Source organism: Pseudomonas sp. I8001, assembly GCF_013385345.1.
Classification (GTDB): Bacteria; Pseudomonadota; Gammaproteobacteria; order Pseudomonadales; family Pseudomonadaceae; genus Aquipseudomonas.
This window is the reverse complement of record NZ_JACAQC010000053.1, coordinates 23,137-36,966: the sequence shown is the minus strand read 5'-3', so window position 1 is coordinate 36,966 and position 13,830 is coordinate 23,137. Positions and strand designations below refer to the sequence as shown.

The window sequence follows — 13,830 nt, the reverse complement described above, 5'->3', positions numbered from 1 at the left end:
CCAATCTCAGCCATCACCCAAATAACGGATATGCCCCCACCCCAACCAGGAACGCCTCAGGACTTAGGCGTCAAATCCACCTTGAACCATTTTTCGCTGAGTTTCTTAACAGTCCCATCAGCAATCGCTTCTTTCAACGCCGCATCAAACTTGGCCTTCAACTCCGGATCGCTCTTGCGAAAACCCAGGCCCTCGCCATCACCCCAGATAGGGCCCTTGATCTGCGGCCCGGTATACGCCAGCCCCTTGTTCTCAGGCTTGGACATGATCGAATCAAGGAACGTAACGTCATCAAAAATCGCGTCAATACGGCCCGATTGCAGATCAAGAATCGCATCGGCCGACGTGTTGTACTCACGAATCGTCGCCACGTCCTTGAAGTTCTCATCAATGAACTTGGTGTAAATGATGCCTGAAGCGATCCCGATGGTTTTACCCTTCAGCGCCTGACGCAACGGCTCGATCGCATCGTGAATCGCCTTCGGATCAGCACTCAGCGTAATCGCATTCGCCGCCCCGGTTTTACCCGGCAGCAACGCCGCATCCTGCGCGACAAAGTTGGCCGGCGTCTGCGCGTAGGGAATCGAAAAATCCATGACCTGCTTACGGTCGTCAGTGATAACGATCGCATCCATCAACACATCAAACTTCCCTGCGTTGAGACTGGCAATCATGCCATCCCAGTTCTGCACGGTGATCTTGCACTGCAGCTTCATCTTGGCGCACAGGTAGTCCATCAGCTCAGGCTCGAAACCACTGATCTTCCCGCCTGGCAATGTCAGGTTCCAGGGCTCGTACGCGCCCTCGGTCGCGATGTTCACGGACGTCCAGTCCTTTGCCTGCAGTCCGGAAGCACTTGCCATCACTAGGGTCGCTACAGCAACAGAGCCTAACCAATTCGATTTTTTAGCGGTCATTTCTATTTCCTACCAATGTTTTGATGTGGGCTTAGGACTTTTTTCTCGAACGCATACAGGTTTGGGGACTGGCCGATTCGCTCTCCAGTCTGCACATGACTCCACATGTACATACATGTCATTGCAAAATATTTGCCAGCTTTTAAAAATAAATAACCTATTGATTTTCAAGGAAATTAAACATGGTTAGAAAATGTGCGCGGTTTTTTCGCCCTGTTTTGGGTCGATAGGTAGCGTTTTGCACCCGCCCGTGCGCTGTCAGGTGTCAGGCGTGGGGGCAGGGTTCGCGGCGAGTATTGGCGTGAATCCCAGGTGCTCAAGCAGTCGCGCCATATCGCGGACTGCGATCGACAGGGTCGCGGTATTCACCAGCGGATGGCAGAGAATCCTGTCGCCGTTCCACACCTCTTCGGCGATCACAACCTGGGTGACGCGCTGCACGTCATTGCACAACCCCAGCAATGACACCGCTCCCGGCTCCACGCCCAGGGTTTCCATCAGGCGGCGCGGCGAGGCGAATCTCAGGCCCTTGAGGCCGAGGGTTTGCGAGAGTGCACGCAGGTCCAGGCGCTGCTCGCTCTTGAGCACCACCAGGGTGGGATTCAAGCCTTTGGCATCGCACAGGAAGATGTTCTTGACCGCCTGCCCGCTGATTCCGATGTCCAGTTTGTCGGCTTCTTCGCAGGTGCGCACGGCGCTGTGTTCCACGTATTCATAGGCAATGGAGCAGGTATCGAGCAGGTGTAGAACGTCTTTGGGTTGAAGCATTCGCAAAGTCCCCGGGTATCGCTTTGTCTGCGCCAAAAATGGCAAAGGCCCGCCGTCCGAAAAGGAGGGCAGGCCGTTTGACGGCGTGGTTGTCAGTTCAGGTGATGGGCCACCAGGTCGTTGATTTTCCCGCTGCGCACCTGGTCAATCACACTGGCCATGTCAGCGTAAAACGCGCGGTCGTTATCCGCCACCGGCACTTCACTGCGCACCAGGTCATAGACCGCCTTGGTCGCGGTCGATGCCTTGTTCACATCGTGGAAATCCAGGGCCTGGCACGCGACCAGCACTTCGATGGCCACCACCGACTGGAGTTTTTGCGAGACTTTGTAGGCCTTGATCACCGCGTTGTAGGCCAGGCTGACCGGGTCTTCCTGGTTGCCGCAGGTCGAGACGCTGTCGATCGACGACGGCATCGACAGGGTTTTCATCTCGGCGTACAGCCCGGCGGCGGTGTACTGGACGATCATGTAGCCGCTGTTCAGGCCCGGGTTGCGCACCAGGAAGGCCGGCATTTCGCTGAAGTGCGAGTTGATCATGCGGTCGGTCCGGCGCTCGGAAATTTTCGCCAGGTTGGTCAGCGCCACACACAGTGTGTCGGCTGCAATCCCGATGTAGGTGCCGTCGAAGTTGGCGCCGGAAATCGCGATACCGTCACCGTCGTCCAGCGGGAAAATCACCGGGTTGTCGCCCGAAGAATTGATTTCGCGCTCGATGGTTTCCCGCGCGTAGTTGATGAACTGCCGGGAAGCACCATGCACTTGGGGGATGGCACGCAGGCTGTAGACGTCCTGCAGGCGGTAATCGATGTTGTCTGCGATGAGCTGGCTGTCGTGCAGGATAGCCTTGATGTTGGCGGCGGTTGCGGCCTGTGCGGGGTGAGCCTTGATCGAGTGGTAGCGCGGGTCGAACGCGCGGATGGTGCCCTTGAGCGCCTCCAGCGACATGGCCGCCGCCACGTCCGCCAGGTCGGCAGCCTGCATCGCGTTGTACAGCGCCAGCGTAGCGATGGCGGTCACCGACGTGGTGCCGTTCAACATCGCCAGGCCTTCCTTGCACTGCAGGTCGGTCGGTTGCAGGCCGACCTGTTGCAGGGCGGTTGCGCCATCCACCAGTGCACCGCCCTTGACGCTGGCGCGGCCTTCGCCGAGCAGCACCAGGGCCAGGTGGCCTTCTACCGCGAGGTAACCCACCGAGCCTTCGCCCGGCGCAAAGGGCACCACGTCGTGGTTGAGCAGGCCGGCGATCAGTTCCAGCAGTTCCAGGCGCACCCCGGAGTAGCCTTTGCCCAGGCTGATCAACACCATCAACTGGATCGCCCGCACCTGTTCACGCACCAGCGGTTCGCCGACGGAAACAGCGTGGGAACGCACGATGTTGACTTGCAGTTCCTTGGCGTTTTCCGGCGAGATCACATGCCGCACGTTGTCGCCAAAACCGGTGGTCACGCCGTACACCAAACGGTTTTCATCGAGGAATCGCTCGATCAACCCACGGGACTTTTTAACCCGGTTCTTGTAACTGTCGGCGAACGAAACAGTGGCCGAATAGCGGGCGATCGCCACGAACTCTTCGATGCTGGGTTCTCTGTCGCCTAACACGACATGGGTAATTTGTTCAGGCAGGGTTTTCATCAGCGACTCCAGCAGGGCGTAACGCAATGGGGGGGGAAGTGGTTTCACTCTACGGGTTGCACTAGCTGAAGAAAATATGGGGTTTTCTGTTATTTTTAGTAGAAAATCTAAACTGCTGAAGTCGCGAGATTCCCCCATGAGCCGTTTACCGCCGTTGCGCGCGTTGCAAGTGTTTGAAGTGGTGGGCCACTGCGCCGGTATGTCCCAGGCGGCGATTCGCCTAGGGATCTCGGTGGGCGCTGTCAGCCAGCAAATGAAACTGCTCGAAGATGCCCTTGGCATGAAGCTGACGCTCAAGGACGGCCAGCGCCTGCGCTTGAACAGCGTCGGCGAACGCCTGCATGCACGCTGCACCGCGGCGTTCGAAGAACTCAGGCTGGCGGTGGCCGAGGCCGAGCGGGCGAAGAATCCCAACAACCTGTATATCAGTTGCCTGCCTTCGCTGATGACCAAATGGCTGTCGCCGCTGATCGACGAGTGGGGGCAGGACGAAACCGACCTGGACATCTACCTCGACAGCACCCTCGATGATGCATCGGGGGAGGAAAGTGCCGACTTTCGCATCGGTTATGGCGAGCACCCCGAGCATGCCGGGCATAGCGTGCCGCTGTTCCGCGATTGTGTGGTGCCCACCTGTTCACCGCAGTTGCTGGAACGGGTTGCGTGCGCGCGGGACTTGCTCGATTACCGCCTGATCGGCATCGACTCGCGGCCCAAATTCGATTCGCCGCCTTCGTGGACCCAATGGTTCAGCGAGCTGGAAGGGCAAACCGGCCAGCCCATCGTGATCCGCCGCAATTATTCATCATCGATTACCGCGATCCAGGCGGCCATCGACCGGCAAGGCATCGTGCTGGCGCAGTTCTCAATGATCGCCGGGGACCTGCGCGCCGGTCGGCTGGTGATTCCCTGGCGGTTCGCCGTGCCGCTGGCGGCGCCGTACTACCTGAGTTGGCACCCCAATACCCTGCACAAACAGCAGTGCCGCGGGTTTCAACGCTGGATGATCGGGCAGGGGCAGAAACAGGAGAAAATTACCGCTGCCATGCTTTCTGCTGCGCACTTTGATCATTAAGTTGTCACTTACGGTCATTGAGCGCCAGCCGGCGGACTCTTAGTCTGTGGGACATAAACCGATGGAGTGCCATTCGAGCGCTCCACGTCCCGTGATGATCCGTTGTGGAGCTGTACCATGACCGCTGCTGCCTACCCGCACTTGCTGGCCCCGTTGGACCTGGGTTTTACCACCCTGCGCAACCGCACCCTGATGGGCTCGATGCACACCGGCCTTGAAGAAAAACCCGGCGGCTTCGAGCGCATGGCGGCCTATTTTGCCGAACGTGCCCGTGGCGGCGTGGGCCTGATGGTCACCGGCGGCATTGGCCCCAACGATGAAGGTGGGGTGTATGGCGGTGCGGCCAAGCTGACCACCGACGAAGAAGCGCAGAAGCACAAGATCGTCACCCGGGCGGTGCACGAGGCGGGCGGCAAGATCTGCATGCAGATCCTCCACGCCGGGCGTTATGCCTACAGCCCGAAGCAGGTGGCACCGAGCGCAATCCAGGCGCCGATCAACCCGTTCAAGCCCAAAGAGCTGGACGAAGAAGGCATCGAAAAACAGATCAATGATTTCGTCACCTGCTCGGTGCTGGCCCAGGTCGCCGAGTACGACGGCGTGGAAATCATGGGTTCGGAAGGCTACTTCATCAACCAGTTCCTCGCCGCCCACACCAACCACCGCACCGACCGTTGGGGTGGCAGCTACGAAAACCGCATGCGTCTGCCGGTGGAAATCGTGCGCCGGGTGCGCGAAGCCGTAGGCCCGAATTTCATCATCATCTTCCGCCTGTCGATGCTCGACCTGGTGGAAGGCGGCAGCACCTGGGAAGAGATCGTGCAGTTGGCCAAGGCCATCGAGCAGGCCGGTGCAACCATCATCAACACCGGCATCGGCTGGCACGAAGCGCGGATCCCGACCATCGCCACCAAGGTGCCGCGTGGCGCGTTCAGCAAGGTCACCGCGAAGTTGCGCGGTGCGGTGCAGATTCCATTGATCACCACCAACCGGATCAACACCCCGGAAATCGCCGAGCAGATTTTGGCCGAAGGCGATGCCGACATGGTCTCGATGGCTCGCCCATTCCTCGCCGACCCGGACTTCGTCAACAAGGCTGCCGAAGGCCGCGCCGATGAGATCAACACCTGCATCGGCTGCAACCAGGCCTGCCTGGACCACACCTTCGGCGGCAAGCTGACCACCTGCCTGGTCAACCCGCGTGCGTGCTACGAGACCGAGCTCAACTACCTGCCGGTCAAGCAGATCAAGAAAATCGCCGTGGTCGGTGCCGGTCCTGCGGGCCTGGCGGCCGCCACCGTCGCCGCCGAGCGTGGGCATCAGGTGACGCTGTTCGATTCGGCCAGCGAGATCGGCGGCCAGTTCAACATCGCCAAGCGTGTGCCGGGCAAGGAAGAGTTCTTCGAGACCCTGCGCTACTTCAAGCGCAAGTTGCAGACCACTCACGTCGAACTGTGCCTGGACACCCGGGTCGACGTTGAGCAGCTTGTTGCGGGCGGTTATGACGAGATCATCCTCGCGACCGGCATCGCGCCGCGTATTCCGACGATTCCCGGTGTGGAAAACGCCAAGGTATTAAGCTACCTCGACGTGATCCTGGAGCGTAAGCCGGTGGGCCATCGCGTGGCGGTGATCGGTGCCGGCGGTATCGGTTTTGACGTCTCGGAATTCCTCGTGCACCAGGGCGTGTCCACCAGCCTGGACCGCGAGGCGTTCTGGAAAGAGTGGGGCATCGACACCCACCTGGAAGCCCGCGGCGGTGTGGCCGGGATCAAGCCCGAGCGCCATGCGCCGGCGCGTGAAGTGTTCCTGTTGCAGCGCAAGACCTCCAAGGTCGGCGACGGCCTGGGCAAGACCACCGGCTGGATCCACCGCACCGGCTTGAAGAACAAGCAGGTGCAGATGCTCAACAGCGTCGAGTACCTGAAGATCGACGATGAGGGCCTGCACATCCGCATCGGCGCCGAGGGTGAACCGAAGGTGCTGGCGGTGGACAACATCGTGATCTGCGCCGGGCAGGACCCGCTGCGGGAATTGCAGGATGGCCTGGTGGCGGCCGGGCAGAACGTGCACCTGATCGGCGGCGCGGACGTGGCGGCCGAGCTGGATGCCAAGCGCGCCATCAACCAGGGTTCGCGCCTGGCGGCCGAGCTGTAAACACGTAAAAGGGGCGGTGGTAGACTACCGCCCCTTTTCTTGTGCAGAACCGCCCTCATGGGTCCTTTCGACTGGCTTCCCCACGCGCCCCTTGAACCCCTGAAGCTGGACTGGATGGGGCCGGTGGAAGTCGCCGTGCTGCGCCTGGATCGCATCGACCCGCTGATCAGCGGCAACAAGTGGTTCAAGCTCACCGAGCACCTGGCGCAAGGCCGGGCGGCGGGCGCCAGCGGGATCATCAGCCTGGGCGGCGCTTACTCCAATCACCTGCATGCACTGGCGGCGGCCGGGAAACGCTTCGGCTTTCCTACCGTTGGCTTGCTGCGTGGCCATCCGCAAGACACACCCACGATGCTCGACCTCAAGGCCTTCGGCATGCAACTGCATTGGCTGGGGTATGGCGGCTATCGCGCGCGCAACGAGCCGGACTTCTGGCTGCCCTGGCGCGAGCAGTATCCGCACCTGCACCCGGTACCTGAAGGCGGCGGGGGCCTGGCGGGCGCGTTGGGTTGCGGGGTTTTGGTGAATCAGGCGCAGGCGCAATTAAACGGCCTGGGCTGGACGGACTATCACGGTTGGTGGCTGGCGGCAGGCACCGGTACTACATTGGCGGGATTGGTGCTGGCGGAGGCGGGCGCGCATCCGGTATATGGCGCCCTGGCGGTGCCCGACGACCACGGGGTGGCGCAACAGGTGCAGGCGCTTGTGCAGCAGGGTTATGAATTGCTGGAGGCCAGCCGGGGCGGCTTTGCCAAGGTTGATCCCGAGTTGCTGGCCTTTATCGACGCTACCGAGCAAGCCTGTGGCCTGGCGCTGGAGCCGCTGTATACCGGCAAGGCGTTATTGTCGTTGAAACAACAGATTGAAGCTGGGAGATTTTCCCCCGGCACCCGCCTGATCTTCGTCCACACCGGCGGCCTGCAAGGCCGCCGGGGTTTCCCTGTTGCACCCGGTTAATGTAGGAGCTGGCTGCCACATTCAATCCGTGGGCTCACTGAATGCTCCCTCTCTTGCCGGGCATCATCCGCAACGCAGTGTTGTCGCGCATCACATAGTGATGGGCCAACCCGGCCAACGCATGCAGCCCGATCAGCCAGTAACCGACCTTGCCGAACAGCACATGCCAGCTTTCAATCTCCTTGGCCAACGCCTTGTTTTCGGCAATCAACGGCGGCAGCTCGATGCCGTAGAACATCACCGAATGTCCCTCGGCGCTGACGATCAGCCAGCCGGCGATGGGCATGCCGATCATCAAGGCGTACAGCGCCATGTGCATCAGGGTGGCGAGGAGGGTTTGCCATTGCGGCGGGGCCGGTACGATCTTCGGTGCCACGCCCAGGCTGCGGGCGAACAACCGTAGCCACACCAGCACAAACACCGTCAGGCCGAACATGAAGTGCATTTCCACGATCAACGTACGTGCGCCGCTGCCTTTGGGAAACTGCCCGCGTAACTCAATGCAGGCGTAGACCACCGCCAGCAGCACCACCATCAGCCAGTGCAACGCAATCGACATGGTGCTGTAACGCGTATCGGAATTTTTCCAGGGCATCGCTTTCTTCCTCACTCATCAGGGCAAACCTCCGTTCTTTGCGACGGAGTCCTTTCAATGTAAGCCTGTTTTACGAGGTTTGCCCGTGAGAGGAAGACGAAGAAGCGATGTTTTGACACCGATCAGTTGCCCTGCGGCATTTCACCCCGTGCCAGGCGCTGGTTGATGTCGGCGATCACCGCAGGCAGGTCGGTGATGGTGTCGATCATGTAGTGTGGGCGCGAGCCTTCGAACATGGCCTGGATACGCGTGCGTTCGCTGGCGAGTGTGCCGGCGTCGAGGGCGCGGAACTGCTCGTAGGTCAGGCCCAGGGCGTTGCCCGAACAGGTCAGCGCCACGGTCCACATCCCGGCGCGACGGCCTTCGAGGATGCCCGGCACGGTGTCGTCGATCTTCACGCAGGCCGCGACATCATCAATCCCGAGGGCGATCACGTTGGCCAGGGCCTGTGCCGGCCATGGGCGGCCGTTGGGCACTTCGTCGGTGGCGACCACGTGGTCGGCGATATAGCCATTGGTGGCAGCCAGTTCGACAACCTTGTCCATCACCTGCTTGGGGTAGCCGGAGCACGAACCGATCTTGATCCCTTGCTGGCGCAGGTTGGCGATAGTGTCCAGGGCACCGGGGATCAATGCCGAGTGCTCGGCGATCTTCTCGATCTGCAGCGGCATGAAGCGCTGGTAGATGGCGGTCACATCATCGTCAGTCGGTGTGCGGCCAAAGGCCTTGCGATAGCGCTCGGCCACCTGCGGCTGGTCGCACAGGGTGCGGATGTGGTCCCACTTGCCCATGCCCATCGGGCCACGGGCTTCTTCGATGGAGACCTGCACGTCGAACTCGGCGAAGGCTTCGACAAAAATCTGCGTGGGCGCGAACGAGCCGAAATCGACCACGGTGCCGGCCCAGTCGAGGATCGCGGCTTGAAGCTGGGTTGGGTTTGCGTAGTTCATGGTTCAGATCCTGTGAGTAGTGGGCAGTCAGATGTCGAGCACGTTCATTTCTTGCAGCACCTCGGCTACCGCCGCGACCGCGGCTTGCATCTCGGCCTGGTTCACATGGCCGATGCAGCCCACGCGGAAGGTTTCCACCTGGGTCAATTTGCCGGGATAAAGGATGAAGCCCTTGGCCTTGACCCGTTCGTAGAACTCCTTGAACTGGTAGCGCGGGTCTTTCGGCGCGTGGAAGGTAACGATGATCGGCGCCTGGATCGCGGCGGGCAGGAAGCTGCGCAGGCCCAGTTCGGCCATGCCGTCCAGCAATGCCTGGCAGTTGTCGGCGTAGCGCTGGTGCCGGGCGGGCAGGCCGCCCTCTTCGTTGTATTGCAGCAGCGCTTCGTGCAGCGCCGCCACCACGTGGGTCGGCGGCGTGAAGCGCCATTGGCCGGTCTTGGCCATGTAGCTGTGCTGGTCGAAAAGGTCCATCGCCAGGGAGTGGCAGTTGCCTTGGGCTGCAGCCAGCGCCTGCTTTTCAGCGAACACAAAACCCATCCCCGGTACGCCTTCCAGGCACTTGCCGGAGGCGGCGATCAGCGCGTCGAACGGCACCTCTCGGGCGTCGATCGGCAGCGCGCCGAAGGAACTCATGGCGTCGATAATCAGGCGCTTGCCGTGGCGGGCGATGACCTGGGCGATCTCGGGCAACGGGTTGAGAATCCCGGTGCTGGTTTCGCAATGGATCAGTGCGACGTGGGTGATGCCCTTGTCGGCGTGCAACAGGCGGTCGACGTCGGCGGCGGTGGTGGGTTCATCCTCGGCAGTTTCAAAGGTACTGAACTCGCGGCCGAGCACTTCGCAAATCTTCGCCAGGCGCTTGCCGTAGGCGCCGTTGATGAGCACCAGCACCTTGCCGTCCCGTGGCACGAGGGTGCCGATGGCCGCTTCCACGGCAAAGGTGCCGCTGCCTTGCAATGGCACGCAATGGTGGCTGGCGGTGCCGTTGACGATCACCAGCAGTTGCTCGCAAAGACTGGCGGTCAGTTGATTGAAGCGGTCATCCCATGAACCCCAGTCGACCATCATGGCCTGGCGGGTGCGGGCCGAGGTGGTCAAGGGCCCCGGGGTCAGCAGGATCGGCGCGGCAGTGCTCATTCGTGTGTCCTCGCAAAACATTGGGATGAAGTTACGGCGCCTAAATTGCAGTTTGGCTTGTCATCAATCAAATTGTTTGTTGTTATGCGAGCTATCAGTGAGGCCGATAGCTATGAACCTGTTTCAACTGCGTGCGTTTGATGCGGTGGCCCGCGAGGGCAGTTTTACCCGGGCGGCCGAGCGCCTGTTTATCAGCCAGCCGGCGGTGACCGGGCATATCAAGGCGCTGGAGGAGCACTACCAGATCGCGCTGCTGCGGCGTACCGCGCGGCGGGTGGAGTTGACCGAGGAGGGCACCAAACTCGCGGCGATCACCCGGGCGATCTTCGGCCTGGTGGAAGAGGCGCAGACGTTGCTGGAGGCCAACCGGCAATTACTTACCGGGCGCCTGGAAGTGGCGGCGGACGGGCCGCACATGGTCATGCCGATGCTGGCCAGCCTACGGCAGCGGTATCCGGGGATTACTGTCAATTTGCGCCTGGGCAATGCGCAGGAAACCCTCGCGGCGCTGTTGTCGGAGCGCGCCGATGTGGCGGTGTTGACCGAGGTGGAGCCGCGCAAGGGCCTGCACTTGCAGCCGTTGATCGAGTCACGGATTTGCGCGTTGGTGCCGGCCGGCCATCCGTGGCTGGCGGAGCCTGCGGGGATTCGGCTGGAGCAATTGGATCAGGTGATCATGGTGTTGCGTGAACCCAGCTCAATTACGCGGCGGACCTTTGACGATGCCTGCGCCCAGGCCGGCGTGCAGCCCCGGGTGTTGCTGGAACTGGACAGCCGTGAGGCGGTGACGGAAGCGGTGGCGGCCGAGTTGGGGGTTGGGGTGGTGTCGTCGATGGAAGTCAGCCGGGATCCGCGGGTGCACGCGATTCCGATCCAGGGCGAGGGGCTGGTGAACCGGCATGTGATCGGGTGCATGGAGCGGCGGCGGGAGTTGCGGTTGATTCAGGCGTTTTTCGAGTTGGCGCCTTAGAGGGTGTTGGCTTGAGATCTAGTTGGCCCCTTCGCGAGCAAGCCCGCTCCCACATTCGACCGCGTTCCATCGGTAGAACTCGGTCAACTGTGGGAGCGGGCTTGCTCGCGAAGGGGGCCTCAACTTCACCGCAAACTTTCCCGCACAATCTCCAGAAACGTCGCCACCACCCGCCGCGAACTCTGCTCCTTCAAGCACACCAGTGTTTCCTTCATCCGCTGCGTACAGTCACGGATCGGCATCGCATACACCCGCGAATCTGCGCCAAACTCCGCAGCCGACACCACCCCCACGCCAATCCCCACCACCACCGCCTCCCGCGCGGCTTCGCGGCCTTCCACCTGGATCGCCGGGCGAATGCGCAGCCCGGCCTGGTGCATTTCCTGCTCCAGGGTCTGGCGGGTCACCGAGCCGATTTCCCGCAACACCAGCGGCGTATCGTCCAGGTCCGCCAGGCAGATCGACTCGCGGCCCGCCCACGGGTGGTTGCGGGCGACAAACGCGAGCAATTGGTCATCGGGCAGCGGCAGTGACAGCAGCCGCTCGTCGTCCACATCGCGCCCCAGCAGCGCGAGGTCGGCCTGGTAGTTGTACAGGCGAAACAGTGATTCATCGGTGTTGCCGGTTTCGATCTTCACGCTGATGCCCGGGTACAACTGGCAGAAGCGCGCAATCTGCGGCAGCACATGCACCGGGGCGTCCACCGCGAGTGTCAGGGTGCCGGTTTGCAAGGCGCGGGAATCCTGCAACAGCTCTTCGGCTTCCGCCGCGACGGCAAACAGACGCTGGGTGATGCTCAACAGGCGCTCGCCGAGGTCGGTCAAGCGCACCGAACGTTTGTTGCGATGAAACAGCAGCACGCCGAAACGTTCCTCAAGCTTGCGCACCTGGTCGGAAATGGCCGGCTGGCTGAGGAACAAGCGTTCGGCGGCGTGGGTAAAACTGCCGTGTACGGCCACCGCATGGAAGGCTTTGAGTTGCGCGTGAGACACCGACATCGCGAATCCTCTTACAAGCTCAGCTTATATTTGAAATACGATAAATCGATTTTACCTATTAGTCAGCCATTGCTTTGATAGCCCCAGTCGCCGTAGGTCGAGTCCTACACCTTCGGCGGCCATGGGTCTTCTGCGTGCTCACCAGCGGGACTCATCTGACCAATACCGCGCCCCTCCAAGCGCCGGTACTGCAGTGCTCAACAATAAAAATACAGGCGTTTGCTTTTCATTCTGCCGGCACACTCACACCCGAGGTCAGAACCACCATGAATACTCCCTTGAGTCACATCAAGCGTTGGCGCGTGCAGATTTTCGCCATCACCTGGCTGGCGTACGCGGCCTTCTATTTCACCCGCAAGGCTTTTTCGGTGGCCAAGCTGGGGATCGTCGACGACCCGAGTTTCCCGCTGGACAAGATGATGATGGCCAACCTGGATGGCATTTACCTGGCGGCCTACGCCGTTGGCCAATTCACCTGGGGCATGCTCGCCGACCGTTTCGGGCCGCGTGTGGTGGTACTCGGCGGGTTGCTGATTTCAGCCGCCGCCGCCCTGGTGATGGGCACGTTTGCCACGTTACCGATCTTTGTCACGTGCATGTTGATCCAGGGCCTGGCCCAGTCCACCGGCTGGTCCGGGCTGTGCAAGAACCTTGGCAGTTTCTTCCCGGCGCAGCAGCGTGGCCGGGTGCTGGGTTTATGGAGCTCGTGCTACGCCTTTGGTGGCCTGGTGGCGTCGCCGTTTGCCGGATGGTGGGCGTATACGCTGATCGGCACCTGGCATGCGGCATTTATCTCCAGTGCGGCTGTGGTCTTCGTGGTCGCGGTGCTGTTTTTCATTTTCCAGCGCGACACGCCACAGGATGTGGGGTTACCGGCAGTGGAGCCGGAACCGGAACAGACTGCCGCCGAGAAGAACGCCAGTGTGCTGGAACCGCTGCGGGCCATTTTGCGCAACCGTACTGTGTTGACCCTGGGGCTGGCGTACTTTCTGTTGAAACCGGCGCGTTACGCGATCCTGTTGTGGGGGCCGGTGATTGTGTATGAGCAGATGCCGTCGGTGGGCAAGGTCGGCGCGGCGATTGTGCCGACGGCGTTCGAGCTGGCGGGGTTGCTGGGGCCGATCATGATCGGCATGGCGTCCGACAAACTGTTCGGCGCCCGGCGCATGCCGGCCTGTGTCCTCAGCCTGCTGGCACTGACCGTGGCCCTGGCGTTGTTCATGGGCGCCTTGCACACCGGCAGTGTGGCGCTGGTGATGGCGCTGCTGTTTGTGATGGGCCTGACCCTGTACGGGCCGGACTCGATGATCAGCAGCACCGCCGCCATCGACTTCGGCACCGCCAAGGCCGGCGCGACGGCGGCGGGGTTCGTCAACGGCTGCGGTTCGGTGGGGGCGATCCTTGGCGGCTTGCTGCCGGGCTACTTCGATACGGTCACGGTGTTTATCGTGTTTGCCGGTGCCGCGCTGTTTTCCTCCCTGGTGTTGATGCCGTACTGGAACGCCAGGCCGGCGGTGCTGGCGCAGGTGGGCGACTTCGTGCCCGACCGTGAACGCGCCATCAATCCCTTGCGGACCTGAGGGGCATGGCCGGTTTTTTGGTGGATTAGAGTGTTTCAGCGCTATAAACTCTGCCCCCAAAGCGCCGGCCAGTAGACGTCTCGGCGCGATGG

The 13,830-nt window shown here is 61.5% G+C and carries 12 protein-coding genes; 5 read left to right on the top strand and 7 right to left on the bottom strand.

Going from position 1 to position 13,830, the window contains the following annotated elements:
• Positions 1 to 56 precede the first annotated feature (56 nt).
• The 3 genes from HX839_RS27335 to hutH all read right to left on the bottom strand — a co-directional run bounded on the left by HX839_RS27335 (position 57) and on the right by hutH (position 3,319).
• Entirely contained in the window at positions 57 to 821 is a 765-nt protein-coding gene (locus tag HX839_RS27335) for a transporter substrate-binding domain-containing protein (RefSeq protein ID WP_003212408.1), read from the bottom strand.
• Between the two features lie 354 nt (positions 822 to 1,175).
• Entirely contained in the window at positions 1,176 to 1,685 is a 510-nt protein-coding gene (locus HX839_RS27330; protein WP_134327007.1) for a prolyl-tRNA synthetase associated domain-containing protein, read from the bottom strand.
• A gap of 92 nt (positions 1,686 to 1,777) precedes the next feature.
• Positions 1,778 to 3,319 (bottom strand): histidine ammonia-lyase, encoded by a 1,542-nt coding sequence (gene hutH, locus HX839_RS27325; RefSeq protein ID WP_023658981.1) that lies wholly within the window; start codon positions 3,317 to 3,319, stop codon positions 1,778 to 1,780.
• 136 nt (positions 3,320 to 3,455) lie between these two features.
• Between hutH and HX839_RS27320 the strand changes: the two genes are divergently transcribed.
• The 3 genes from HX839_RS27320 (at position 3,456) to HX839_RS27310 (ending at position 7,508) form a co-directional block, all read left to right on the top strand.
• Positions 3,456 to 4,394, top strand: a complete 939-nt coding sequence (locus HX839_RS27320) for a LysR substrate-binding domain-containing protein (protein ID WP_003212414.1) — start codon at positions 3,456 to 3,458, stop codon at positions 4,392 to 4,394.
• Positions 4,395 to 4,511: 117 nt separating this feature from the next.
• Positions 4,512 to 6,551, top strand: a complete 2,040-nt coding sequence (locus HX839_RS27315; RefSeq protein ID WP_177067999.1) for an NADPH-dependent 2,4-dienoyl-CoA reductase — start codon at positions 4,512 to 4,514, stop codon at positions 6,549 to 6,551.
• A gap of 57 nt (positions 6,552 to 6,608) precedes the next feature.
• A complete protein-coding gene (locus HX839_RS27310; protein WP_177067998.1) occupies positions 6,609 to 7,508 on the top strand; it encodes a 1-aminocyclopropane-1-carboxylate deaminase/D-cysteine desulfhydrase in 900 nt (299 codons plus the stop codon).
• 34 nt (positions 7,509 to 7,542) lie between these two features.
• Here the strand turns inward: HX839_RS27310 and HX839_RS27305 are convergent, their stop codons facing one another.
• From HX839_RS27305 to HX839_RS27295, 3 genes are all read right to left on the bottom strand, one after another.
• On the bottom strand, positions 7,543 to 8,103 hold the full coding sequence (locus tag HX839_RS27305) for a cytochrome b (protein ID WP_177067997.1): 561 nt from the start codon (positions 8,101 to 8,103) through the stop codon (positions 7,543 to 7,545).
• Positions 8,104 to 8,225: 122 nt separating this feature from the next.
• Positions 8,226 to 9,053, bottom strand: a complete 828-nt coding sequence (phnX, locus tag HX839_RS27300; RefSeq protein ID WP_003212423.1) for a phosphonoacetaldehyde hydrolase — start codon at positions 9,051 to 9,053, stop codon at positions 8,226 to 8,228.
• Between the two features lie 27 nt (positions 9,054 to 9,080).
• Positions 9,081 to 10,190, bottom strand: coding sequence for a 2-aminoethylphosphonate--pyruvate transaminase (locus HX839_RS27295; RefSeq protein ID WP_003212425.1), 1,110 nt, complete (start codon positions 10,188 to 10,190; stop codon positions 9,081 to 9,083).
• Between the two features lie 112 nt (positions 10,191 to 10,302).
• Here HX839_RS27295 and HX839_RS27290 point away from each other — a divergent pair, with 112 nt between their 5' ends.
• Complete coding sequence (locus HX839_RS27290; protein WP_003212427.1) at positions 10,303 to 11,160, top strand: LysR substrate-binding domain-containing protein; 858 nt, start codon at positions 10,303 to 10,305, stop codon at positions 11,158 to 11,160.
• Positions 11,161 to 11,285: 125 nt separating this feature from the next.
• On the opposite strand, the gene HX839_RS27285 is transcribed toward HX839_RS27290, so the two are convergent.
• Positions 11,286 to 12,158, bottom strand: coding sequence for a LysR substrate-binding domain-containing protein (locus tag HX839_RS27285; RefSeq protein ID WP_003212428.1), 873 nt, complete (start codon positions 12,156 to 12,158; stop codon positions 11,286 to 11,288).
• 266 nt (positions 12,159 to 12,424) lie between these two features.
• On the opposite strand from HX839_RS27285, the gene HX839_RS27280 reads away from it, so the two are divergent.
• On the top strand, positions 12,425 to 13,738 hold the full coding sequence (locus HX839_RS27280) for an MFS transporter (RefSeq protein WP_177021347.1): 1,314 nt from the start codon (positions 12,425 to 12,427) through the stop codon (positions 13,736 to 13,738).
• Positions 13,739 to 13,830: the final 92 nt, after the last annotated feature.